Raw genomic sequence first — 24534 nt, 5'->3', positions numbered from 1 at the left:
AACACCTTTCTAATTGACACGCTTTCCATTGTGACCGAAGGGCGTCTGGGCGTGAAGCGCAAACTTTGAGGGCGCATACCTTCCATCCATCATGCGCTCGATAAGACCCTCGAGCTCGAGCGAGCCCAAAAGCTTGAGCACGCCGACAGCATCAAGCGAGACGAGCGCGGCAATGTCGTCGACCTTGAGCGGCGAGGCGATAAGCGCGTGCATCACGGTCTGCTGTGTTGGGTCCAGATCGGCAATGCCAGGTGCATCGGGACGCGAGTAGCGCAGCGTGCCGTAGATGCGCGAGATGGCCATCTCGATTGATTCCTCATCGATGATGCAGCAGGCTCCGTTAGCGATGAGATAGTTAGTCCCGCGCGACTCGGGCGAAAGGATAGAGCCCGGCACCGCAAGGAGCTCTCGGCCTAAGTCCATAGCGGCCTCCGCCGTGGAGAATGTACCCGAGGGCATGCCCGCCTCGGAAACAAAGAGCGCCTGCGACAAGGCGGCGATTACGCGATTGCGCCGCGGAAAGGCGAACTTACGCGGTCCCATACCCCACGGCGAAATCGAAACGACCGCGCCGCCCGTATCGAGTGTGCGCGTGATGAGGCCGGCACTCGAGCGCGGATAGACAACATCGGCACCCGTCCCCAGTACCACGACGTGTTTGCCCCCGGCGTTGACCGCAGCCCAACCTGACGCCTGGTCACAGCCGACCGCACCGCCCGAGACCACCGTCACCCCCGCCTCCACCGCCACCTTTGCCGCAAGCTCTGCCACGGCGAGACCGTACGGCGATGCCTTGCGAGCACCGATGATAGAAAGCGCGGGCGTCGATAAAACGGCAGGGTCGCCGCGAACGTAGAGGGTCTCGGGCACATCCGGAAGCTCCAATACGGTGTCGGGATACAACGCATCCGTGGGATGCAGTTCAAAGCTCTTCTCGCCCATTATTGGTCCCTCCTTCCCTGATACATCGCCGCCTCGAGCACGTGATCCAGCGATACCCGTTCGCTTTCGGCGACATCGGCGATCGTGCGTGCGATACGTACCAGGCGCACGATGCCGCGACCCGTGAGATGTGTGCGCCTCGACAGGCCGAGCACGCATTTCTCGGCAGCCTCATCAAGCCCAAAGGTCGAAACGACGCCGTCAATGGACCGCGACTCGTCTTCCTCGGCCTCGGTGTCCGCATCGTCCATACGGGATTCACGCCAGGCGCGAAAGGCGCGCCCACGCACGACGTAATCGCGCAGCTCGGCCGATGACATACCCTCCGCGCCCTCAATGATCACCTGAGGATCGGGGCGGGTCACATCGATCATCATGTCGATACGATCAGCCAAAGGACCGCGCAACTTGCCCCGGTAGCGCTCGACCATCGACGCGGAACAGCGACACGGCACTTCGCGATCTCCCAAAAATCCGCAGGGGCAGGGATTGCTCGCAGCTAGCAGCTGAAAGCGCGACGGGAACGTAAAGGCCCCGTCAACGCGCACGATCCTTACGTAACCGCGCTCGATGGGCTGACGCAGCGTCTGCAGCACGCCGGTGGGAAACTCGGCGAGCTCATCCAAAAAGAGCACGCCGCCATGAGCTAGGCTAATTTCGCCCGGATGCACCGGACGCCCGCCGCCGATGAGTCCCGCGGTCGAAATACTGTGATGGGGGCTGCGGAAGGGGCGATGCCCCGCAAGCAGTCCATCGATGTTCTCGCCCAAGACCGAATGGATGCACAGTGCCTCTTGCTGATCCTCGAGAGAAAGCTCGGGCAAAATGCCTGTCATGCGCCGCGCAAGCATGGTCTTGCCCGAACCGGGCGAGCCGATCATGAGCAGGCCGAGCTCGCCGGCGGCCGCAAGCGCCATGCCGCGCTTGGCGACCTCCTGCCCCAGCACGTCGGCATAATCGAGCTCGGGCTCAAAGGTCGCCTCGAGCACTTCAGAATCCAGGTAATGCCGTGCGGCATCCCCCATGCCATGGGCAAGCTGAGATAGGTGTTCGATAAAGCCGCAGTCAACGCCTGCAAGCGGCACATGCTGATCGGACCTACCGGCGATAAAGGAAAGCCCCATATCGCGCGCCAACAGCTGAAACGCCACCTCGCCCTTGACGGGCAGCACCGTGCCGTCCAGACCAAGCTCACCTGCGATAAGGCAGCGATCGAGGTTGTCACGGGGAATCTGCCCGTCGGCCGCCAGAACCGCGATGGCAATCGGCAGGTCAAAACCGCTGCCGGTTTTACGGATATCGCCGGGTGCCAGGTTGACGGTAATGCCAGACCGAGGGATCTCGAAGCCGGCCGAGCGCATGGCACACCGGATACGCCCGCGTGACTCCATCACCTCCATACTCGGAATGCCGAGCATCTGGATGCCCGGAACGCCACCGGCAAGCGAGACCTCGACGGTGACGGGAATTGCCTCGACGCCGCGGATGCAGGCCGCGTGTACGGCAAACGTCTCGAACGCCATCACGACACCTGCCAATCGAACGCATTGTACTGGTGCTCGATCTCGGCGATATGCCCGCCGCGGATGGTGACGCCCACGGCATCGAAGCGAATCGACCTGAGCGGATAGTGCTCCATGAGATAGCAACTTGCGATACGGCGATACCGACGCTGCTTTTGGGCGTCCACGGCCTCCTCGGGAAAGACCCGCGTGGCGCAATCCAGGGCGACGCGCCTCGTCTTGACCTCGGCCATCACCACGACATCGTCGAGCTCATCGAGCAGCACCAGATCGGCTTCGCCCTCAATGCAACGATAGCCCTGCTCCAACAAGGTGTATCCACGCTCGTTAAAGTAATCGATGGTGATCAGCTCGCCCAGCATGCCGAGCTCGCGGGGACTGAGCCCCTTGATAAACTCGGGCGTCATCGCCCCGCAGTCGAGCTCGCCGTCTTCCCAGCGTTCCTTGAGTTGCTGCGTCTTGCTCTTTTTGCTTGCGGCACACATGGGGTCTCCTTTCCCGCACACTGCATTGCCCCGATGATGAGGGCACCTTTCATGCGGGTAAGTACCGGAAGCAAACCAAAAGCTGACCAAATGCCGACAAAAAACGGGCCGTACGCAACAATCACGTTGCACACGGCCCGCTACCAGCAGGTTTATAAAACGCCAGAGGTCCCCGTCTCCACAATTGACCTAAAAAAGGCGCTCAGTCTGCAGAAAGTTTCCGCAAAAGCTCACGCGGTGCAGCGGACAAAGTCCGTGTTTGCGGATCGCCTCGATGTGCTCGGGGCTTGCGTAGCCCTTCGACTCGGCCAAATGATACTCGGGATACTCGGCGTCGTACTCGACCATCATCTCGTCACGCGTGACCTTGGCCATGATGGACGCCGCGGCGATACAGGCGATTTTGGCATCGCCCTTCACCACGTCGCGCTCGTTGGGAACGGCACCCAAGGGGTTACCGTCCATAAGCACGCAATCGGGCTCGAGTCCCGTATCGGCCACGGCGCCCGCGACGGCAGCGCGGATGGCGCGGGCCATGCCCATATCATCGATATCCGCAGGTGCGATATGGCAAAAACCAATCGCCGTCGCGACCTCGGCAATCTTCACCGAGAGCAGCTCGCGGCGCGCCGGCGTGAGCTTTTTGGAATCATTGATGCCCCAGACGCGCGGCTCCATGGGAAGGCATACGGCGCACACCGTCAAAGGACCGGCCACCGAGCCACGACCCACCTCGTCAACACCCACGACCACGCCATCCCCACCGAGCTCGCGCATCAGCTCGTACATGCCGTTGACGCGCTCGCGCTCGGCAAGTTCCTTGGCATGGCGCTTAAGAGCACGCTCGCAAGCCTTGATCACTTGCTGGCGCGGATCCTCACGATAATGTTCCACGAGGGCGGGAATCTCCTCAAACGTGGCGCTCGCCAGCTCGCCGGCAACCTGCGATGCCGAAACCGAGCTCGTCATATTGGCCATATCGGGGCCTCCTTGCATGCAAATCAGATAAAAAGAAGGGCCACCCGAAGGTGACCCTTTTGTCCAAACGAGTGGACAGACGCTGCGATCTTCTTAGCGCTTCTCGGGGATGCGAGCAGCCTTGCCCACCTTGTCGCGGAGGTAGTACAGCTTGGCGCGACGGACGCGACCATGACGGACGACCTCGAGCTTGGCGATCTTGGGGCTGTGAAGCGGGAAGGTACGCTCAACACCGACACCGAAGGAAATCTTGCGGACGGTGAAGGTCTCACGGGCACCGGCGCCGGCCATGCGGATGACGTCACCCTGGAAAACCTGGATGCGCTCGCGGTCGCCTTCCTTAATGCGGTAGTGAACCTTGACGTTGTCGGCAACGCGGACCTGCGGGATGTCCTCGCGGATCTGCTGACGCTCGATTGCGCGGATGTAATCCATGTGCAATTCCTTACTCTTCTAGAGGTGCCGTACCACCTTGGCCGGCACGTAGTTGAACAAACGTATTCGAGTATACACGCGCGGGTTTCTGCTGCAAGAACAATTTTTTACGCAGACAAAAAGACAAAACCCGCACATGATAACCGCCCGCCTCACGAATGAGGCGGGCGGCATGAAGGGGGCTACGCTAGGCGTCTATACCCAAAACGTTAGGCGGAGCGCTTCGCCTCGAGCTTGGCCTGGGCGGCAGCCAGGCGTGCGAGGGGCACGCGGTAGGGCGAGCAGGACACATAGTCCACATCGGCCACGTTAAACAGGCCCTTGATGGACTTGGGGTCGCCGCCGTGCTCGCCACACACGCCAAAGTGCATGTCGGGGTTGATGGCGCGACCCTTTTCGACGGCCATGCGCACCAGCTCGAGCACCGCCGCGTCGATGGTCTCGAAGGGGTTGTCCTTCAAGATCTTCTTGTGCATGTACAGCGAGATGAACTTGGCCTCGGCATCGTCGCGGGAGAAGCCGAAGGTCGTCTGCGTAAGGTCGTTGGTGCCAAAGCAGAAGAAGTCGGCATGCTGGGCGATCTCGTCGGCGACCATGCAGGCGCGCGGCAGCTCGAGCATCGTGCCCACGGGAATGTTGAGCTCGACGCCCTCTTCGGCGGAAACCTCGGCGATCACGCGCTCGATGACCTCGCGGGTCTGGACATGCTCGGCCGTAATGGAAACGAGCGGGACCATAATCTCGGGGCGCGGGTCGACGCCCTCCTTGATAAGGCGGGCGGCAGCCGTGGCGACGGCGCGGACCTGCATGAGCGGCAGATCGCTAAAGACGACGGACAGGCGCACGCCGCGTAGGCCGAGCATGGGGTTCGACTCGACCATGCCGTCGATACGACGCAGGCGGGTGCGCAGGACGGCAAGCTCTTCCTCGCTGGCGCCAGCGGCTTCCTTCTTGGTGATGGCGACCTCGAGTTCGCGAGGATTATCCAGGAACTCATGAAGCGGCGGATCAAGCAGGCGGACGACCACATCGCGACCGGACATGGTCTTGAACATCGCCAGGAAGTCCTCGGTCTGAACCTTGAGTAGGTCGGCCAGGGCCTGCTGCTTCACGGCCTCATCGTCAGACAGGATAAAGCTCTGGATAATGTTCTTGCGGTCACCCAGGAACATGTGCTCGGTGCGGCACAGGCCAATGGCCTCGGCGCCAAACTCGAGCGCGAGTGCGGCATCCTCGGGGTTGTCTGCGTTGACGCGCACGTGGTTGGCGTGACCGTCGGTCTCGTCCAGACGGATCTCGTCGGCCCAGGACAGGATGGTGTCCAGGTCACCGGTGAGCTCTGCAGAGACCAAGTCGACCGCGCCGTCGACGACGATGCCTTGGGTGCCGTCGATGGAGATGATGTCGCCCTCGTGCAGCACGCGATCGCTGCCCTCGATACGCACGACCTTCTCGGCGGCGTCGATGTGGAAGCGCTCAACGCCGCAGACGCAGGGCGTACCCATGCCGCGGGCGATAACGGCGGCATGGCTCGTCTTGCCACCGTGGCTTGTCAGAATGCCCTCGGCGGCGACCATGCCTTTCAGGTCGTCGGGGTTGGTCTCCCAGCGAACCAGAATGACTTTGCGGCCCTCGGCGGAACGCGCGACGGCATCGTCGCTCGAGAACACGACCTCGCCCACGGCGGCACCAGGGCTGGCGTTAAGACCGCAGGCCAGCGCCTCGTACTTCTTGGAGGCGTCAAACTGCGGGTGCAGGAGCTGGTCAAGCTGCGCAGGATCGATGCGGCTTACGGCCTCCTCGCGGGTGATCAGTCCCTCCTCGACCATTTCGATAGCGATGCGCAGGGCGGCAGTGGCGGTACGCTTGCCCACGCGGGTCTGGAGCATCCAGAGCTTGCCCTGCTCGATGGTGAACTCAATATCGCACATATCGCGATAGTGATCCTCGAGCGTCAGGAAGACGCGCTCGAGCTCCTCGCCCGCGGACTCAAGGCCCGGGGTGGCCTTGAGGTCGGCGATGGGCTCGGTGTTGCGGATGCCGGCGACGACGTCCTCGCCCTGGGCGTTAACCAAAAAGTCACCGTAGAACTCCTTGGTGCCGTCTGCCGGGTTGCGCGTAAAGGCGACGCCGGTCGCAGAGGTCTCGCCCTTATTGCCAAAGACCATGGCCTGGACGTTGACGGCAGTACCGAGCTCGTCAGAGATGCCGTGCTGTTTGCGGTAGATGCAGGCGCGCTCGTTCATCCAGCTGCCAAAGACGGCCTGGATGGCAAGGCGCAACTGAAGCTCCGGATCGTGCGGGAAGACGGGCTTGCCGTCGGCAACCTCAAGCTCGGGATACAGGGCGGCCTCGACGTTATCAGAGAAGATGCCCTTGAAGGTCTCGACGAGCTCCTGCAGGTCCTCGACCGAAAGCTCGGAGTCGACGCGAACTCCGGCGACCAGGCGGGCCTGGGTCAGGGCGTTCTCGAACAGGTCGGCGTCAACACCCATGACGACGTTGGAGAACATCTGGATAAAGCGACGATAGCTGTCCCAGGCAAAGCGCGGATTCTGCGTCTGGGCGATAAGGCCCTGGACCGAATCGTCGTTGAGGCCCAGGTTGAGGACTGTGTCCATCATACCGGGCATGGAGAACGGAGCGCCCGAGCGGACCGACACGAGCAGCGGGTCGGAGGCGTCGCCGAGCTTCTTGCCGCAACGGGCCTCGAGGTCTGCCTCGGCGGCAACAATCTCATCGAGTGCGCCTTCGGGCCAGACGTTGCCGGCACCGGAGTACTCGACACAGGTCTGGCAGGTAATAGTAAAGCCACCGGGAACCGGCAGGCCGATGCGGCTCATCTCGGCAAGGTTTGCGCCCTTGCCGCCAAGCACGAAGTTCATGGACTTGTCGCCCTCGGTGACACAGGTGCCCTGGGCGTCGGTTCCAAAACGGTAAACCCTCTTGCAATCGCTCACGATACTTCCCCTTCCATGCGCTTACGCGCACGACCGTGGTAACGAATCGACCCGCCGGATGCGGGCCGTGAGGGAACTATACGGCCGGATTTGAACGGGCTTGAGCAGAGGATACGCGGTTTGGTAAACGTGCTAAAACTGGCGGTAAACGGTAGGTAAAGTTGGTTACCTTATGAAGATACCACTACAATAAAAAAGCAGGTCAGATGCGATGTTTTTGCTAAATCGCTTTATCAAAATGCTACTAATATTAGGCTCGACGGGCGGCGCGGCGGGCGCGAGCTTCTTGGATTTCCTCCAAGTGGCTAATGATCTCGGCAGCGCTTTCCTCGATGGCCTTGCCGTCGGTACGCACCACAAAGCAGCCTAGGCGCTTCATGAGGGCACGAGCTTCCTCGAGCTCGCTGCGCACGCTCTCGGGCTCGGCATAAGAGCCGGCAACGGCACGAGCGTAGTCATCGCCCAAGCGGCTATCGCGAATTTCGGAAATCACATCGACGGTCGAAATCAGGCCGAACAGGCGCATCGGGTCAACCTCGTAAATCGACTTCGGCGGCTCCATGCCATGGGCCAAAGGAACATTGGCAACCTTATAACCTTGATAGGCCAAATACATCGACAGCGGCGTCTTGGACGTACGGGATACACCCAGCAGCACGATATCGGCACCCGACAGATCGTCGCAGCCGCGCCCATCATCGTGCTCAACGAAATACTCCATGGCCTCGATGCGATGGAAATAGCGGTCATCGGTCTTGTGAATCACACCCGCAACGCCCTTGGGCGACACACCGATAAGCGACGACAGCACGGCGAGCGTCGGACCGATCAGGTCGACCGAGCGAATGTGCAGCATGCCCAAGTAGTCGAGCACACGAGCACGAAGGGCCGGATCGACAATGGTGTGGAACACGGCGATATCGCGATGGTCGGAATCGACGCGCGGCCCCACAAATGACCTGACCTGCTCCACGGAGGCCACCTTGGGCAGGCGCAAAACGCGAAAAGCCCCTTCATCAAATTGCCCGGACGCCGCAAGCACCACCTCACAAGCGGTATCACCGAGCGAGTCGGAGATAACGATAACGGTGGGACGAGCGGTGACCGGGCAATCCATGCGGGGCTCCTTTTGCGCTTATGCGCAGGCTGGCTTACTTTTTGCGGGCAAGCTCACCGATGTTGGCGATGCCGGAGAAAACGGCCTCGAAGCGGTTGAGCAGCTTAAGGCGATTATCGCGGAGCTGCTCGTCCTTGTCCATGACCATGACCTCATCGAAGAAGCGGTCGATGGGGGCACGCAGGGCGGCAAGGGCGGCAAATGCGGCCGGGTAATCCTCGGCAGCAAGGGCGGCATCGACAGCGGTCTGGGCAGCCTCGGACGCATCGGCAAGCGCGAGCTCGGCCTCGCCCATCAGGCTGCGATCGTACTCCGCACCCAGCTCGGGCTTGGAGATGTGCGCGGCGCGGGCATAGGCGGTAGCCAGGTTGTCGAAGGTCTCGGCATCGTTCTTGCGGGCCTCGTCGAGCGCGGCGCAGCGGGCGAAGAAGACGGACGGGGCGATGATGTGCACCGCGGAGACGGCGGCGACGGTATCGGCAGGAATCTTCTCGTCGCGGGCCATGCTCACCAAGCGGCCATGGAAGAAGTCACGGACCTGCTGGGCGACCTCGGCGGCATTGAACTCAATGCCCTGCTCGCTATAGAGCTCGAGAGCGAAGTCAATGAGCGACGTGGGGTCGATCGGCAGACGGTCGCGCAGGATGTTGATGATGCCGATAGCGGCACGACGCAGCGCGTAGGGGTCGGAGGAGCCGGTCGGGGGCTCGCCGATGGCAAAGATACCGGCGATGGTATCGAGCTTGTCGGCGCAGGCGACGATGCAGCCAGCGGTGCCCTCGGGCAGCTCGTCACCGGCAAAGCGAGGACGATAGTGATCGCGAATAGCATGGGCGACCTCGTCGTTCTCCCCCATCGCGGTGGCGTAGTAACCGCCCATCACGCCCTGCTGGCTCGTGAACTCGACGACGGCGTTGGACACCAGGTCTGCCTTGCACAGGTGCGCGGCGCGAGCAGCGTCGGCGGCAAGATGGGCGCCCAGGTGAGCCTCGCGGGCGATAGCGAGCGCGAGCTGCTCGATGCGCTCGGACTTGGCGAGCACGCTACCGAGCTTCTCCTGGAAGGCGACCTTGGCCAAACGCTCACGGAACTCGTCGAGGGAGATCTTCAGGTCCTCCTCGTAGAAGAACTTTGCGTCGTCCAGACGGGCGCGCACGACGCGCTCGTTACCGTCGATCACGCGCTCGGCATTCTCGGGCTTGCTGTTGGAGACGACCACGAACTCACGCGTGAGCTTGCCCTCGCCGTCATAGATCGGGAAGTAGCGCTGGTTGGTGAGCATGGACTCGCAGATGATCTCATGCGGGACCTTGAGGAACTCCTCGTCGAAGGTGCCGACGAGCACCGTCGGCCACTCGCAGAGGTTGATAACCTCCTCGAAGACCTTCTTGGGCGTATCGACATGGCAGCCGGGACGGGCAGCCTCGACCTCAGCGATACCGGCGAGGATGGCCTCGCGACGACGCTCGGCAGAAAGCACGCCGGCGTCCTCGAGCACCTGTTCGTAGACGGCGGGGCTGGCAACCACATGGTCACCAGGGCCAAGTACGCGATGACCGCGCGTGGTGTTCCCACTCGTCACGTCGGCAAAAGACACGGGCACAACATCCTCGCCCAGAAGGCAGCAGATCCAGCGGACCGGACGAACGAACGTCGCGTGCTCGTGGCCCCAGCGCTGGGAGCGGTAGTTGGGCCATTGCAGGCCGGCGATGGTCTTCTCGCACAGAGCGGTCAGAATCGGCGTAGCCGGTGCGGAGGGAATGTTCTTCTCTGCGAACACATACTCGCGACCGTCAGTGTCCTCGCGACGGACCAGGTCCTCGGCAGCCACACCGCACTTGCGGGCGAAGCCCTGGGCGGCCTTGGTGGCGTTACCGTCAGCGTCGAAGGCAATGTTTGCCGCGGGACCGCGCTTGACCTCATGGACCTCATCGGTCGCGGTGGCGACGCTGGCCACGAGCGCAGCCAGGCGACGCGGACTCGAGATCACGCGGACCTCGCCGTGGGCCAGACCGGCCTCGTCGAGACCCTTGGCGATCATGGTGCCAAGCTGCTTGACGGCATTGTTCAGCGGCGCGGAGGGCATTTCCTCCGTACCGATCTCAAACAGGAAATCCTTAGCGTCTGCCATGGCTTACGCCACCTCGCCTTCCTGGTCGGCATTCTCGTTGACTCCGGCGACCTCGGCCATGTAGGCCTCGCAGCACGCCTTGGCGACGGCGCGGACGCGCAGGATGTAGTTGGCACGCTCGACCGCGGACAGGGCGCCGCGGGCATCGAGCAGGTTAAAAGCGTGGCTGCACTTCATGACACAGTCGTACGCCGGCAGCGGCAGCTTTCGCTCCAGGCAGGAATGGCACTCGGCCTCGTAGTCGTCAAACTTCTGACGCATCATCTCGACGTTGGCGACCTCAAAGTTATAGGCACTGAACTCGCGCTCGTTCTCGAGGAACACGTCGCCATAGGTCATGGGCGTGCCGTCGGGCAGGTAGCTCCACACCAGGTCGTAGACGGAGTTGACGCCCTGCGCATACATGGCGATACGCTCCAGGCCATAGGTGATCTCGACAGGCACGGGGTCGACCTCGATGCCGCCCACCTGCTGGAAGTACGTAAACTGCGTGACCTCCATGCCGTTGAGCCAGACCTCCCAGCCAAGACCCCAGGCGCCGAGCGTCGGGCTCTCCCAGTCGTCCTCGACAAAGCGGACGTCATGGTCGTTGGGGTCCAGGCCAATGGCGGCCAGCGAACCCAGGTAGAGCTCCTGGGCGTTGACCGGCGAGGGCTTGATGAGCACCTGGAACTGATAGTAGTGCTGCATGCGGTTGGGGTTCTCACCGTAGCGGCCGTCGGCGGGACGGCGGCAAGGCTGCGCATAGCAGGTGCGCCACTCGGCGGGACCGAGCGAGCGCAGCGTGGTCGCGGTATGGAAGGTACCGGCACCGACCTCGGAGTCATAGGGCTGCATAATGACGCAGCCCTGCTCGCCCCAGTACTGCTGGAGGCGCAGGATGATGTCTTGGAAGGAAAGCGATGAAGCGTTCATGCCTCTAATATCCCCTCGTCGAAACGATTACACGGTTAGGTACTGTACTATAGCGGTTTTTAGTCGATAGCGCCGATGCGGTTGAGCGGCCAGTAGCGAACGAGTGCCACGGCCATTAAATCGGAGCGGTCGACCGGCCCAAAGTAGCGGGAGTCGGCTGAGTTCTCTCGGTTGTCGCCCATCACCCACACACAGTCATCGGGGACGGTGTAGGGATAGCTCACCTGGGCGCTGGGCGCTTGAACCGAAAGCGGCCAGCTCATGCCCGTCGTATAGTCCTCGTCAAGCGCTTGGCCGTCAACGACCACCTTGCCGTCCTGCAGATCGACCGTCTGGCCGGCCGTGGCAATAACGCGCTTTACGAGCACATCATGCTCGGAGGTGCCATCAGGGTTGTGGAACACCACGATGTCACCCTGCTTGACGGGCTGACCGAACTCAAGGGAGACCTTTTGTGCCAGAATCTGATCGCCGATCTCGATCGTGTCCTCCATAGAGCCGGTGGGCACCACAAAGGGCTCGACCACAAACGTGCGGATCAAAAAGGTGGCGGCGAGCGCGATTACGATGACCGCAATCCACTCAAAAGCGCCCCTCAGCGCGGAATGCTGCGATGGAACCATACTCACTCCTCGCTCTGCGAATACGAAGCGTCCAGGATTTCCTGAGCAAACGCACGTTCCTCGGGCGTAAGCCGCGCCGTCTCGAGAAGATCGGGGCGCCAGCGGCAGGTGCGCTCGATGGCATTCTTGCGGCGCCAGGCATCGACCTTGGCGTGATCGCCGCTCACGAGTACCGGAGGCACACCCTCGCCCTTGAACTCGGCGGGACGGGTGTACTGCGCGTACTCCAGCAGGCCACCGTCCTCGGCAGTCGAGAACGACTCGTCTACGTTGCTCATCTCGTCGCCCAAGGCGCCGGGAATGAGACGCACGACGGCATCGGCAACGACCATGGCGGGTAGCTCGCCACCCGTAAGCACATAGTCGCCGATCGACAGACGCTCGTCGGCATACGCATACGCGCGCTCGTCGACGCCTTCGTAGCGACTGCACACAAACAGCAGGCGCTCGTTTTTGAGCAGGCGCTCGGCCACATGCTGCGTAAAAGGCTCGCCACAGGGGGTAAAGAACACCACAGTGGGCTTGGGACCCTCTGCGCTAATGGCTTCGATGGCCTCTGCGATAGGCTCGACCTTCATGAGCATGCCCTGCCCGCCGCCGTACGGCTCGTCATCGACGGTACGATGGCGGTCGTGCGTCCAGTCGCGCAGGTTATACGCCTTAAAATCAAAAAGGCCGGCCTTGCGGGCGCGGCCTAAGATCGACGTGGACATGACGGGCTCAAACATCTCGGGAAAGACCGAAAGGGTCTCGATCAGCATGTTTTCCTCCCTACTTGTCCATATCGATCAGGCCGTCCATAACGTGGACGGAAATTGTTCCTGTGTCGGGAAGATCGAGCACGACCTGCTCGATCACGGGAATCAGTACCTCGCCGTACCGATCACCCTCGACAACCCAAACATCGTTAGCGGGCGTCGACATAATCTCGACGATCGTGCCGAGCGAACCGAAGCGCTCGTCGACCACCTCGCGACCCATCAGGTCGGTATAGGCAGCGTCAAGCGAATCGAGCTCAAAGTCGTCACGATTTGCCAGCACGTAGCATCCCGTGATGCCCTCGGCGGCCGTCAAATCGTCAATGCCCTCAAACGAGACCAGATCGCCATCGCCCGTATCGGTGACGGACACGACCGTGCAAAAGCGGTCGCGCTTGAGCGCCGGCGGCGTCAGGGCGACGCGCATACCCGGCTCTAATACAGAAGGAAGCCCCCGCAGCGGCTGCGCGAGGACCTCCCCCTTCCTTCCGTGCGGCTTGACCACACGGGCGATGTTTTTGTACTGGGACCTCAAGGTCCTAGCCCAGAACCTCTACCTCGACAGCAGTGTCGAGGCGAGCGGCCAGTGCACGGGCGAGCGTGCGAATGGCCTTGATGGTACGGCCACGACGGCCGATGACCTTAGCGACGTCATCCTCGGCGACCGAAACCTCAATCGTAGAGGCGTCGTCACCGTCGATGACCTCAAGGCTCACGGAATCCGGGTCGTCGACGATCTGAACAACGAGATATTCGACGAGATCGGCGATGCGATCTGAGAGCATTGCCTCACCCTCGAGCTGTGCAGCGTCAACCTCAGGCACGATTTACTCCTCGGCGCCCTCAGCGGCCTCAGCGGCAGCCTTAGCGGCCTCGGCCTCTTTGGCGAGCTGCTTCTTGGACTTCTTGACGACGGTCTCGGTCTTCTCGCCCTCGTTGGCGGCCTTGACCAGAGCGGCGACGGCGTCGGTGAGCTGAGCGCCCTTGGACTGCCAGTCGGCGATCTTCTCGAGGTCGAGGTTGATGGTCTTGGGGGCGGTCATCGGGTTGTAGCGGCCAACCTCCTCGATGATACGACCGTCACGCGGGGCGCGGGAATCGGCGACGACGACACGGTAGTACGGACGCTTCTTAGCGCCGTGACGAGCAAGGCGAATCTTGACTGCCAAAGGAAACTCCTCCAACCAAGCAGCTTTAGGCTGCAACTACAAACAAACAGTTGAACATAATACGCCATCGACGCGGGCAGGTGAAGTCCGTGAGACCAACTTCTTCGGTGTAGTCGAGGGCAAATCCATATCTTAGACAAGAATTCGGGATTTGCAAGCACATACACGCACCCCACATGAGCTGCGCGGTATACTCATGACATGGAAAGACGCGAACATACATACGGTTATGAGGATGCCATGGGCGTCACGCCGCCTCCCTGGACGGGTCCGGCGGTGGGCCTCATGGACCTCGATGCGTTTTTTGCGAGCGTGGAGATGCTCGATCATCCCGAATGGCGCGGAAAGCCGCTCATCGTGGGCGGAGACGCCGATTCGCGTGGCGTCGTGTCCACGTGTTCGTATGAGGCACGTCGCTTTGGCGTGCACTCTGCCATGGCCTCGGCCGAGGCGCGGCGCTTGTGCCCGCAAGCCATTTGGACGCACGGGCACTTTGATCGCTACCGCGAGGTGAGCGCGCAGGTCATGGCGATTCTTGCCGAGGAGACGCCGCGCGTGGAGCGCGTATCCATCGACGAAGCCTTTATCGATATCACACCGGGCCGCTTTGCGCCCGAAGACCCGCTGCTAGTTGCGCGGCGTATAAGCGACCGCGTGGCAGCGCTGGGAGTGACGTGCTCCATCGGCGTGGGCTGCAACAAGACGGTCGCAAAGATCGCAAGCGAGCGGGATAAGCCGTTTGGGCTGACCATCGTGCGCCCCGGAACCGAGCAGCGCTTTTTGGCCGCGCTGCCGGTATCTGCCATGAGCGGCATCGGTCGCTCGGCCGAGGAGCGACTGCGCCGCATGCGCATCTACACCCTCGGCGAGCTATCACGTGCACCGGAATCCACCTTGGCCTCTATTTTTGGCGTCAACGGCGAGCGCATGCGTCAGCGTGCGCTGGGACTCGAAATCTCCGAAGTCACGAGCCTCGATGAAGAGCGCGAGGTCAAGTCGGTCAGCAATGAACGCACCTTTGCTAAAGATTTGACTGAGCGTGGGGATATTGAGGCGGCGATTGCGCTGTTGGGAGAGTCAGTGGGACGCCGTCTGCGCCGTCAGGGACTAACAGGCGCCACGGTGACGCTCAAGCTCAAGTATTCGTATGGAAGCGGGCGAACGGCGCAGCGTCGACTTCCACACCCCACCGATGACGAGAATATCTTTGTTGCCGTAGCGCTCGATCTGCTCGACAACATCTGGCAGGAAGGCATGCATGTGCGCCTGGCGGGCATCGGCATGAGCGACTTCGACCACCAAGGCGGGATCCAAACCGACCTGTTCTGCGAAGTCGACGACCGCGGAGCCCAATCGAGCGACCGTCGCGACCTCTCCGTCGCTATCGACGCCGTCCGAGACAAGTTCGGCGACACCGCCCTATCCTTCGGCCGCCAATCCCGCTTCGACGATTAGTCCCTAAGGCAAAAAAAGCCGGGCAGCTGCGAATGGTGCAACTGCCCGGCGAACGATAGAAGGTAGCTAAATAGCCCCGTCCCAAATGAGCTCCTAGAGGAGGTTGAGGGGGAGCTGGGGGGCGTCTCCCCAGAGTTTCTCGAGGCGGTAGAAGTCGCGGGCTTCGGGAGTGAAGACGTGGACGACAACCGAACCGTAGTCCATGAGCATCCAGGTCTTCTGCTCGCGGCCCTCGATGGAAAACGGGTGCTCGCCGCAAGCCTCGGCGACCTTCTCCTCAATCTCGTCGACGATCGAATCAACCTGGCGGTTGTTGGTGCCGGTAGCAAGGACAAAGTAGTCGCACACATCGGAAAGCTCAGTCAGGTCGAGCACCTGAACGTCCTCGCCTTTCTTGTCGTAGGCGGCCTGCGCGGCGGCGCGGGCGACATCCTCGGCGGCGACACCGCTCGCGGACAGCGAGGCGGCAGTGCGGTCGGACGTGGCGGCGAAGCTCTTGTGCTCCACACGTTCAAGAATCTGTTCGTCGGTCATGGTCTCGTCGGCCATGGAATACCTCTTTCTAGACAGCCCGAGCTAGCGTAGCTGGGCGTAATGGTTGTAAATCGAAATAGCCGTGGGATAAAGATAGCGCCCGGACTGGATCACATAGACCAAACCCTGCGCAAAACAGGAGAAGAACAACTCGTCGAGCGTCGACTCCCCCACCATCTTGCGCAGCGCATGGGCATAGTCGCCGTGGCGGTTGGGCTCAATGGCATCGGCCACAAAGACCACCATATCGAGCGGCGTCATGTCGCAGGCACCCACGGTGTGACGGTCGACAGCCTGGAAAACGGCCGGCGACAGCTCGGGGAAAAGCTGCGGAAGCTCATAGGCGGCAACAGGACCATGCAAAAGCGGCGTCGCGGCGGAAGGAGAGCCGGCAATCTTAATGCCGTAATGCAGAGCGCGCGTAACCAGCTCGTCGTCGGAGAGCACTTTGTCCCAGTCGTGGATCAGACCGGCAGCAGCGGCATCAAAGCGGTCAACGCCGTAGACCTCGGCCAGATGAAGTGCGGTCTCGGCAACACCCAGCGAATGCACATAGCGCTTGCGCTTATCCTTCATGCGAACATCGAGCAGCTCTTGAATGTGCTTGAGCAGCGCGTGCTCATCGCCCTCAAACTGATCCTCTACCGACAACGTAGACCCCCATCACTCAAAATCTTCTTGGCCCAAATCGGCATATAGCCTGCGTTTGCGAATGTAGCCGAGCACGGACTCGCTCGTAAGATAGCGCACGCTCATACCGCGGGCAACTCGCTTGCGAATGTTCGTCGAGCTGATCGCCAGCGCCGGAATCTGAATATAGCGCACGTCGAACGGCAGCCCCGACTCTTTGATTCGGGCACGCGCCGTATCGATATCAAAGCCCGGTCGTGTCGCCGCAATAAAGGTAGCAAGCTCAGCGATTCGTTCGGCATCATGCCAGGTCACAATATCGATAATCGCGTCGGCGCCCGTAATAAAGTAGAGCTTTACCTGCGGCGGGTAAAAGTCGCGAAGGGCATGAAGCGTATCGGCCGTATAGGTTACGCCCGGACGGTCGATCTCGAACCGGCTCGCCAAAAAGGCCGGGTTCGCGGCGGTGGCGAGGACCGTCATGGCATAACGGTCCTCGGCAGGCGACACCGGCTTGTCAAGCTTAAAGGCAGGAGAGCCCGCCGGCATAAAGAGCACAGCGTCCAAGTCGAGCGACTCGCGCGCCTGCTCGGCGGTCACCAGGTGCCCGTAATGGATGGGATCAAAGGTGCCACCCATAATGCCGAGCCTAAACTCCTGCCCGTCCTCTAGAGGAAGCTCGGGCAAACCGATTCCACCGCGCAACGACATGGCTTACTCGCCCTCCGAGGTCTCGGCATCGTCCTCGGCATCCGCCGCATCGACAACCTCGACGCCCTCATCCGCAGCATCAGTTACGTCAATGGCCTCAACGGCAACGTCCTCGCCAGCATCCTCAAGCTCCTCGTACTCCGAGAAGTCCTCGGCGCCCTCAAAGTCAAAGGTGCGCTGGCAAATGCGAACCTCGTCGCCCGCACGGCAACCGGCCTTCTCGAGCGCGTCGTCAACACCCATACGCGCAAACTTATGCTGCAGGTAAATGACGGCTTCCTCATTTTCCCAGTCGGTCTGAATGACCATGCGCTCGATGGCACGACCGACCACGCGGAAGGCACCGGGCTCTTCCTGGACAATGCGGAAACGCTTCTCACGCTGCAGGCGGCGGCGCTCCCACTCATCGTCGCGCAGGTCGACCGGTTCATCGGAGACCGCCAGCTCGGCGCGGAGCTTGGCCACCTGCTCACCTACGGCAAGCATCAACGTATTGAGACCGGCGCCCGTAACAGCAGACACGGCAAAGAACATATGTCCATCGTCGAGCGCTGCGCGCTTGAGGTCGGCAATCCTATCGGCCGTGCCCGGCGCGTCGCACTTGTTGGCAACGACGATCTGCGGACGCTCCGAAAGCTCGGCGCCATACTGCTCGAGCTCGCGGTTGATGATGCGATAGTCCTCAACCGGATCGCGATCCTCAAAACCGCCCGTCATGTCGACGACATGCATGATCAGGGCCGTACGCTCAATGTGGCGCAGGAACTGGTGACCCAGGCCCTTGCCCTCGCTCGCGCCCTCGATAAGACCGGGGACGTCGGCAACGACGTAAGAATATTCGCCGGCACGCACCATGCCGAGGTTCGGCACGAGCGTAGTAAACGGGTAGTCAGCGATCTTGGGGCGGGCGGCACTCATGCGCGCAATGAGCGATGACTTACCTACCGAGGGAAAGCCCACGAGCGCGGCATCGGCCATGAGCTTCATCTCAAGCTCAATCCAGTGCTCCTCGGCCGGCTCGCCTAGCTGGGCAAAGGCCGGAGCGCGGCGTACCGACGTCACAAAGTGCGTGTTGCCCAGACCGCCGGCACCGCCGGGCGCCACGACGACGCGCTCGCCGTCGTGCACCAGGTCGGCAATCTCGAACATCGGGGTCTGCGTCTCGGGGTCGAGCTCGCGTACCACGGTACCCATAGGGACCTTGAGAATCAGATCCTCGCCGCTCTTACCGTTACGACGGGCACCCTGCCCGTGCGTGCCGCGCTCGGCGCGGAAGTGATGCTTAAAGCGGTAATCGATCAGCGAGGAAAGCTGAGCGTCGGCCTGGATGACGACATTGCCGCCACGACCGCCGTCGCCGCCATCGGGGCCGCCCTTGGGAACAAATGCCTCGCGCCTAAACGACATGCATCCGGCTCCGCCGTCGCCGCCGCACACGTTGATGCGGCTGATATCGGTGAACTGTGACAACAGAATCGCCTCCTACAAAAAAGAGGGAGACCCTTGAATCCTAAAACTCAAGTGCCTCCCACATATGTGCTCTATGAAGGGTGAATTACGCGTTCGCGAGCGGGCGTACGCTGACCCTGTGCTTGATACCCTTGTGGAACTCAACGGTACCGTCGACCAGCGCGAACAGCGTGTCGTCCTTGCCACGGCCAACGTTCTCACCCGGGTGGATGTGCGTGCCGTGCTGACGGACGAGAATCGTGCCCGTGGTTACCGTCTGGCCGGCGAAGCGCTTCGTGCCAAGGCGCTGACCGCGGGAGTCACGGCCATTACGGGAGGAACCGAGTCCTTTTTTGTGTGCCATTGTGTATACCTACTCTTTCGTTACGAGTGTAATCTACTCGGCGACGGGAGCCTCGGCAACAGCCTCGGCCTCTGCCTTGACAGCCTTCTTGGCGCGGGACGTAGCCTGGACCTTCACGATCTTCAGCTTGGTGAGCTGCTGACGGTGACCCTTCAGACGACGATAGCGCTTACGCTTGTGGAACTTGAAGACCAGCTGCTTCTCGCCCTTGAACTGCTCAACGATCTGAGCGGTAACCTTGGCCTTGGCCAGCTTGTCGGGATCGGTGACGATCTTCTTACCATCGTTGAGGAAGATAACCGGCAGGGTGACCTTGTCGCCCTCATTGCCCTCGATCTTCTCGACGGTGATGACATCGTCGGTGGCGACCTTGTACTGCTTGCCGCCCGTGTTAACGATTGCGTACATGTTTACTTGCCCTTCATGCATCAGTTAGTGCAACAGCCGAATATAGTAGCAGGCGAAAATACCCCCGTCAACGAGTATGTGGAGCAAATCCACAAGTTCGCACAGGTATGGGGCTGACGAGTCGGCCCTCGTCGTCCTCGCATGCTTGATTCTGACGCTCGACATCGTAGGAGCAGATGGTCACGAGGTCTTGCATACCGGTGGAAACAATAGGTGCATCCACGCCCGGGGTCAAGCCCTGCAACAAAACATCAGCAGCGGAAAGCAAAATTTCCGGACGCATGGAGCCCTCGTTGTCGGCATGGGTGTCGAGCATGAGTACCAAATGGTCCGGGCGCTCCCCCGCCGTGAGCTCATAGCCAACGAGCGTGTGATCCAAATCCAAGCGCTTGCTCTTTTTTCCGCGCGCGTAGTCGATGCCATGGTCCGCGCGCAACGTGTCGATCGCACGACGCACCTCGTCGGCGCTTACGGGCGCCTCGGGATCCAAGTGCAGGTCGATGCGATACGACAGGCGCGTGAGCTGCGCCGTCAACGCCGGCGTGCGCACGTCGATGTACGCGGCCTCGATGGGCGCCAGATCGGCCGGAGACGCCGCAGACAGGCGCCCAAACGCCTCGTCGAGCGCCACGAACTCGGTCATAAACAGGTCATACCACTCGCAGGTCGACGACGTGCCAACCGGTAGCGCCGAAGAGAAGCCCACGCGCATGTGCGGAGAGAAGCCCTGCGTGACGGCATAGGGAAGTCCCGCACGGCGCACGATGCGCTCAATGGTATGGATTACTTCGAGATGGCCCAGGTACTTAAGGCGATCGCGCTTGCCATAGCGAACACGAAGCCTAAAGAGCGAGGGGTTGTCGGTCAGGCGCTCACTCATGCGCGATCACCCATCAATACATTCTTGGCGTGGAGCGTGGGGCAGATACCGCAGCCGGTACACGACGTGCGGGTGCAGTCGGGAGTCGTGACACCCTCGAGCGAGCGACGGTACTCGCGCTCGAGGAAGCCGCGCGTGCAGCCGGGGCTCACATGCTCCCACGGCAGACGCCAGTCCAACTCGTAGGGCAGGTGCACAAGCTCATTGAGGTCGATGCCGTTTTTCGCAGCAGCCTCCTTCCAGTTATCGAGCGAGAAATGCTCTACCCAGGCGTCAAAGCGAGAGCCCGCGCGCCAAGCATCGATGATGACGGGCGTCATGTCACGACCGGCGCGGGACAGTGCGGCCTCAATGAGCGAGGTCTCGGCATCGTGGTAATGCACGCGGACGGCACGGTTGCGAACGCTCGTGACAAGCAGCTTCTGGCGACGCTTGACGTCGTCGTAGTCGAGCTGCGGGCACCACTGGAACGGCGTGGCAGCCTTGGGGATAAAGACCGAAACCGAGATGGACACCGAGATCGAGCCGCGACGAGCCTTGGGCACCACGGAACGACCGAGCTCCAGCACGTGATCGGCCAGATTGGCGATGGCCACGATATCCTCGTCGCGCTCGCCGGGAAGGCCCATCATAAAGTAGAGCTTCATGCGGTTCCAGCCGGCCTCGAAGGCTGCCTTGGCCGCACGGTCCAGGTCCTCCTCGGTCACGTTTTTGTTAATGATGTCGCGCATGCGCTGGCTGCCGGCCTCGGGCGCGAACGTCAGGCCGCCCTTCTTTTCGCCGGCGACCGACTCGGCCATATCCACGCCAAACGAATCCAGACGCTGCGACGGAATGGACACGCGAATACCCGTATCCTCCAGGCGACGGTTGAGCCTGCCGAGCACGTCGCGAATGCAGGAATGGTCGGTCGTGGAGAGCGAGGTCAGCGACACCTCGTCATAGCCGGTCTTTTCCAGACCCTGAATCACCGACGAGACGATCTGGTCGGCCGAGCGCTCGCGCACCGGGCGATACGTCATGCCGGCCTGGCAAAAACGACAGCCGCGGGCGCAGCCGCGCAGGATCTCGATAGACAGGCGGTCGTGGACCAGCTGCGCATAGGGCACGCACGACTGCGACAGCGGATTCGTGGCACCGAAATCCTCGACGACGCGCTTGTAGACCACGGTCGGCGCATCCTTGCCCTCACGCGGCACGGTGTAGCCATGCGGCGAGCAGGGCTCGTCGTGACGAACCTCATAGAGCGACGGCACGTAGTTGCCGGCAATGGATGCAAGCTGCTCAACAATCTGCGCGCGCGGGACTCCTTCGTCACGCAGGCGGCGATGCAGCTGGCAGGTCTCGAGCAGCGATTCCTCGCCCTCGCCGATGAGGATGGCATCGAAGAAGGCCGCGTACGGCTCGGGGTTGTACACCGAGGGGCCGCCGGCGATGATAATGGGGTCGTCCTCGCCTCGGTCGGCCGCCAACAGCGGAATACCAGCGAGGTCGAGAGCCTCGAGGAAGTTCGTCACCGCCATCTCGTGCGGCACATGCAGACCGACGATATCAAACGAAGCGACCGGCGCTGCACCCTCGAGCGAGAGCAGCGGAATGCCCGCCTCGCGCATGGCGTCACCCATATCGGGCCACGGCACATAGCCACGCTCGCAGGAGATGCCCTCGGCCTGGTTAAGGATGTTGTAGAGGATGGCGATGCCCTGGTTGGGCAGACCAACCTCGTACACATCCGGATAAATCAGGCAGCAACGGTAGTCGGCATCGGGTTTGGAAAGCGTGCCCCACTCGTGATCGATATAGCGGCTCGGCTTCTCGACCTTGGCGAGCAACGGCTCAATTAGATGAAAACAGTCTTGGTATGCAACGCGCAACGGAAAACCCCTAAGCAGCGAGATCTGATGCGTCCTGATAGGACGCCATAGGACGGGTAGCGCCCGCGACCGTGGTCACCAGATCGCGAACGCGGGAGAACGTGGCAGTGACCACCTCGTTGGCACGACTGTAGTCGACATCGCGCTCGTAGAGCGAAACGAGCGCACGGCCCATGCCATAGGTGCCCGCAGCAGCAGTGAGCGCCTTGACGGCAAACCCAATATGCGGCGTCTGTTTGACGAGCGCGCGGGTGACCGCGCGGATCACAAGACCGCCGGCAAGCACGCCAGCGACCTCGTAGCCGCGCTCAGGCTTAATGCCGCGTCCAAAGACGGCAGCGAGCTCAAAGAGCATGCCCACCTGCGCCAGCGCCATAACGGGATAATCGGCGCCCGGCAAAAACACCAGCGCACCGGTCGCCATATTGGTGAGCGCGCACGAGGTGATGATACGATTGGCCGCCGCGATGCGCATGAAGGCAAAGTTCGCCGCAAAAGCCGTTTCCTTGTCGGTGCGATCGAGAATCCAGCGGGCAAGCGTCTCGAGCAGATACGTCTTATCGGTTGCCGCTACCACGCCGAGCATGGGCGTGGACTCCTCGATAAACGGCACCTCCACAGCAGACTCGGCAAGCACGCACACGGGCGCGCCGGCGATCACGAGCTCCTGCACGGCACTCTCCAAGCGGTCGGAACCACACGAGAGCACCAGCACCACATCGGTATCGGTCTTTGGAGCAATTCGCTCCTCCCCCAGACGCTCGACGCGCACAATGCCCGAGGTCGTCTGCGGCACAAAGGCGTCACGCACCGTCTCGGCCAGAAAGCGCGAGGCGGACGAATCCAGATAGACCGAGACGCGCACCGGCGTATCGGAATCCTTCTTAACGGACGCGCCCATCTTAAAAGCGCGGGTCAGCTTATCTACGGGAATTTTCATAGCAAACCCCTCCAGCGGTTACGCGGCGCCCGAACGATGCCGCCATATGGATTGTACGATACCCACCGTCAGCAGCTGAATCATCATCGAAGACGAACCGAAGCTAATAAACGGTAGCGGAATACCGGTAATCGGCATCATGCCGATGCACATGCCGACGTTTTCGAAGGTCTGGAACGCCCACATACCAACGATGCCCACACACGAAAGACGCAAAAACAGCGACTCACACTTAAAGGCAACGCGAATCGTCGAAAAGATCAACAGCACGTAGAGACACAGGAGCAAAAAGGAACCGCAAAAGCCAAAGGTCTCGGACAGGAAGGCGAAGACGAAGTCGGTGTGGAACTCAGGCAGAAAGCCGCCGGCCGACTGCGTCGCATGGCCCAAACCCTTACCAAAGAAGCCGCCCGAGCCAACGGCGATAAGCGACTGCTGCAGGTTGTAGGCATCGTCCGAATCGGCATTATCGGGGTCGATAAAGACCGTCAGACGGTTCATCTGATACTGCTTGATGAGCACATCGTGGCCGAGCAACGAATCAAAAACCGAATCGAGCGCCAGAACGAGGGCCACCAGGCCCACGAGCAGGGCCAGGGTCGACAGCACCCATTCGCGGCGTGCGCCGCTCATACAAATGACGATGGCGCCCGAAACCAACACAACCAGGCCCGAGCCCAGGTCGCCCATGGCAACGACGGCCAAAAACGGGATGGACAGCATGCCGCAGAGCTTGACGTAGTCGCGAACGGTATCGATGCGACCGTTATACTGCGAGCCAAGCGTAGCAATAAAGAAAATGGTAATGAGCTTGGCAAGCTCAACCGGCTGGAATGTCAAACCGATACCGGGAATCTTGATCCAGCCCGTCATGCCCAGACCGCCCGTATAGGACAGGCCCGGAATCTTGGGCGAGAAGATCACGATCAGGTCGATGACGAGCAACGCCGTCGAGAAATTGGAAATACCGCGCAGATCGGTACGCCAGACCAACACCGCCAGCACCGCTCCGATGCCAATTCCCAGCAGATGGCGTGAGAACGAGGCATCAGCCTTAAACTGCGAAGCCGACCAGATGATGATGGCACCGTAGGCGACGAGCGCCACAGTGGCCACGAGCACACCGATATGCACCTTTTGGCGAAACGTGCCGCGCGAGGCCGAAAGTTGCTTGTTGACGCGGTCCAGGCTGCTGCGAGAGCCAGTCTTGGTTGAACGGAACAGATCCGCCGGAGAAAAATCCATCGCAACCT

The 24534-nt window shown here is 61.5% G+C and carries 25 protein-coding genes; 1 reads left to right on the top strand and 24 read right to left on the bottom strand.

The genetic code is table 11. The features are described 5' to 3' along the window. Window positions 1–9 precede the first annotated feature (9 nt). The 14 genes from I1M21_RS02605 to rpsP form a co-directional block, all read right to left on the bottom strand. Window positions 10–942, bottom strand: coding sequence for a DNA-processing protein DprA (locus I1M21_RS02605; protein WP_195192303.1), 933 nt, complete (start codon window positions 940–942; stop codon window positions 10–12). Then, window positions 942–2465 (bottom strand): YifB family Mg chelatase-like AAA ATPase, encoded by a 1524-nt coding sequence (locus tag I1M21_RS02600; protein ID WP_195192302.1) that lies wholly within the window; start codon window positions 2463–2465, stop codon window positions 942–944. Before I1M21_RS02600 ends, I1M21_RS02605 begins: the two co-directional genes overlap by 1 nt. Further along, window positions 2465–2950, bottom strand: a complete 486-nt coding sequence (locus I1M21_RS02595; protein ID WP_195192301.1) for a YraN family protein — start codon at window positions 2948–2950, stop codon at window positions 2465–2467. The genes I1M21_RS02600 and I1M21_RS02595 overlap by 1 nt, the downstream gene beginning before the upstream one ends. A gap of 189 nt (window positions 2951–3139) precedes the next feature. Continuing rightward, on the bottom strand, window positions 3140–3928 hold the full coding sequence (rnhB, locus tag I1M21_RS02590; protein WP_195192300.1) for a ribonuclease HII: 789 nt from the start codon (window positions 3926–3928) through the stop codon (window positions 3140–3142). 93 nt (window positions 3929–4021) lie between these two features. Next, window positions 4022–4363 carry a 50S ribosomal protein L19 gene (gene rplS / locus I1M21_RS02585; protein WP_117583231.1) on the bottom strand — a complete coding sequence of 114 codons (342 nt, stop codon included), beginning with the start codon at window positions 4361–4363 and terminating at the stop codon, window positions 4022–4024. 209 nt (window positions 4364–4572) lie between these two features. After that, window positions 4573–7323 carry a pyruvate, phosphate dikinase gene (gene ppdK / locus I1M21_RS02580; RefSeq protein ID WP_271762419.1) on the bottom strand — a complete coding sequence of 917 codons (2751 nt, stop codon included), beginning with the start codon at window positions 7321–7323 and terminating at the stop codon, window positions 4573–4575. Between the two features lie 250 nt (window positions 7324–7573). Then, window positions 7574–8440 carry a pyruvate, water dikinase regulatory protein gene (locus tag I1M21_RS02575; protein ID WP_195192299.1) on the bottom strand — a complete coding sequence of 289 codons (867 nt, stop codon included), beginning with the start codon at window positions 8438–8440 and terminating at the stop codon, window positions 7574–7576. 34 nt (window positions 8441–8474) lie between these two features. Beyond that, window positions 8475–10571, bottom strand: a complete 2097-nt coding sequence (gene glyS / locus I1M21_RS02570; protein WP_195192298.1) for a glycine--tRNA ligase subunit beta — start codon at window positions 10569–10571, stop codon at window positions 8475–8477. A 3-nt stretch (window positions 10572–10574) separates the two neighbouring features. Continuing rightward, window positions 10575–11486, bottom strand: coding sequence for a glycine--tRNA ligase subunit alpha (locus I1M21_RS02565; RefSeq protein ID WP_006236091.1), 912 nt, complete (start codon window positions 11484–11486; stop codon window positions 10575–10577). 59 nt (window positions 11487–11545) lie between these two features. Beyond that, window positions 11546–12109, bottom strand: coding sequence for a signal peptidase I (gene lepB / locus I1M21_RS02560; RefSeq protein WP_195192297.1), 564 nt, complete (start codon window positions 12107–12109; stop codon window positions 11546–11548). A 2-nt stretch (window positions 12110–12111) separates the two neighbouring features. Then, the gene (gene trmD / locus I1M21_RS02555) at window positions 12112–12870 is read right to left on the bottom strand and encodes a tRNA (guanosine(37)-N1)-methyltransferase TrmD (protein ID WP_195192296.1); all 759 of its coding nucleotides are present in this window, start codon (window positions 12868–12870) and stop codon (window positions 12112–12114) included. 10 nt (window positions 12871–12880) lie between these two features. After that, on the bottom strand, window positions 12881–13372 hold the full coding sequence (gene rimM / locus I1M21_RS02550) for a ribosome maturation factor RimM (protein ID WP_226812527.1): 492 nt from the start codon (window positions 13370–13372) through the stop codon (window positions 12881–12883). Window positions 13373–13406: 34 nt separating this feature from the next. After that, window positions 13407–13652, bottom strand: a complete 246-nt coding sequence (locus I1M21_RS02545; RefSeq protein WP_171021534.1) for a KH domain-containing protein — start codon at window positions 13650–13652, stop codon at window positions 13407–13409. A 42-nt stretch (window positions 13653–13694) separates the two neighbouring features. Continuing rightward, window positions 13695–14036 (bottom strand): 30S ribosomal protein S16, encoded by a 342-nt coding sequence (gene rpsP / locus I1M21_RS02540; RefSeq protein WP_022094749.1) that lies wholly within the window; start codon window positions 14034–14036, stop codon window positions 13695–13697. A gap of 201 nt (window positions 14037–14237) precedes the next feature. On the opposite strand from rpsP, the gene dinB reads away from it, so the two are divergent. Further along, window positions 14238–15491, top strand: coding sequence for a DNA polymerase IV (dinB, locus tag I1M21_RS02535; RefSeq protein ID WP_195192295.1), 1254 nt, complete (start codon window positions 14238–14240; stop codon window positions 15489–15491). A 93-nt stretch (window positions 15492–15584) separates the two neighbouring features. Here dinB and rsfS read toward each other — a convergent pair whose 3' ends face one another. From rsfS to I1M21_RS02485, 10 genes are all read right to left on the bottom strand, one after another. Further along, window positions 15585–16040: a ribosome silencing factor gene (gene rsfS / locus I1M21_RS02530; RefSeq protein ID WP_195192294.1), complete on the bottom strand. Its 456-nt coding sequence runs from the start codon at window positions 16038–16040 to the stop codon at window positions 15585–15587. Between the two features lie 27 nt (window positions 16041–16067). After that, a complete protein-coding gene (yqeK, locus tag I1M21_RS02525) occupies window positions 16068–16601 on the bottom strand; it encodes a bis(5'-nucleosyl)-tetraphosphatase (symmetrical) YqeK (RefSeq protein ID WP_171025201.1) in 534 nt (177 codons plus the stop codon). 87 nt (window positions 16602–16688) lie between these two features. After that, window positions 16689–17366, bottom strand: a complete 678-nt coding sequence (gene nadD, locus I1M21_RS02520; RefSeq protein ID WP_195192293.1) for a nicotinate-nucleotide adenylyltransferase — start codon at window positions 17364–17366, stop codon at window positions 16689–16691. 3 nt (window positions 17367–17369) lie between these two features. After that, window positions 17370–18836 (bottom strand): GTPase ObgE, encoded by a 1467-nt coding sequence (gene obgE / locus I1M21_RS02515; protein ID WP_195192292.1) that lies wholly within the window; start codon window positions 18834–18836, stop codon window positions 17370–17372. 85 nt (window positions 18837–18921) lie between these two features. After that, window positions 18922–19179 carry a 50S ribosomal protein L27 gene (gene rpmA, locus I1M21_RS02510; protein WP_089573443.1) on the bottom strand — a complete coding sequence of 86 codons (258 nt, stop codon included), beginning with the start codon at window positions 19177–19179 and terminating at the stop codon, window positions 18922–18924. A 33-nt stretch (window positions 19180–19212) separates the two neighbouring features. Continuing rightward, window positions 19213–19587, bottom strand: coding sequence for a 50S ribosomal protein L21 (gene rplU / locus I1M21_RS02505; protein ID WP_035138585.1), 375 nt, complete (start codon window positions 19585–19587; stop codon window positions 19213–19215). 67 nt (window positions 19588–19654) lie between these two features. Further along, window positions 19655–20467, bottom strand: coding sequence for a TIGR03936 family radical SAM-associated protein (locus I1M21_RS02500; RefSeq protein WP_195192291.1), 813 nt, complete (start codon window positions 20465–20467; stop codon window positions 19655–19657). Beyond that, window positions 20464–22341 carry a TIGR03960 family B12-binding radical SAM protein gene (locus I1M21_RS02495; RefSeq protein ID WP_195192290.1) on the bottom strand — a complete coding sequence of 626 codons (1878 nt, stop codon included), beginning with the start codon at window positions 22339–22341 and terminating at the stop codon, window positions 20464–20466. Before I1M21_RS02495 ends, I1M21_RS02500 begins: the two co-directional genes overlap by 4 nt. Window positions 22342–22351: 10 nt before the next feature. Continuing rightward, window positions 22352–23281 (bottom strand): YcjF family protein, encoded by a 930-nt coding sequence (locus I1M21_RS02490; protein WP_006236071.1) that lies wholly within the window; start codon window positions 23279–23281, stop codon window positions 22352–22354. A gap of 18 nt (window positions 23282–23299) precedes the next feature. Further along, entirely contained in the window at window positions 23300–24526 is a 1227-nt protein-coding gene (locus I1M21_RS02485; RefSeq protein WP_195192289.1) for an FtsW/RodA/SpoVE family cell cycle protein, read from the bottom strand. Between the last annotated feature and the right edge of the window lie 8 nt (window positions 24527–24534).

It is taken from the genome of Collinsella aerofaciens, from assembly GCF_015546965.1.
In the GTDB taxonomy this organism is placed as follows: domain Bacteria; phylum Actinomycetota; class Coriobacteriia; order Coriobacteriales; family Coriobacteriaceae; genus Collinsella; species Collinsella aerofaciens_X.
The sequence above is the reverse complement of the archived record's forward strand: the minus strand, read 5'-3'. Positions and strand labels throughout refer to the sequence as shown.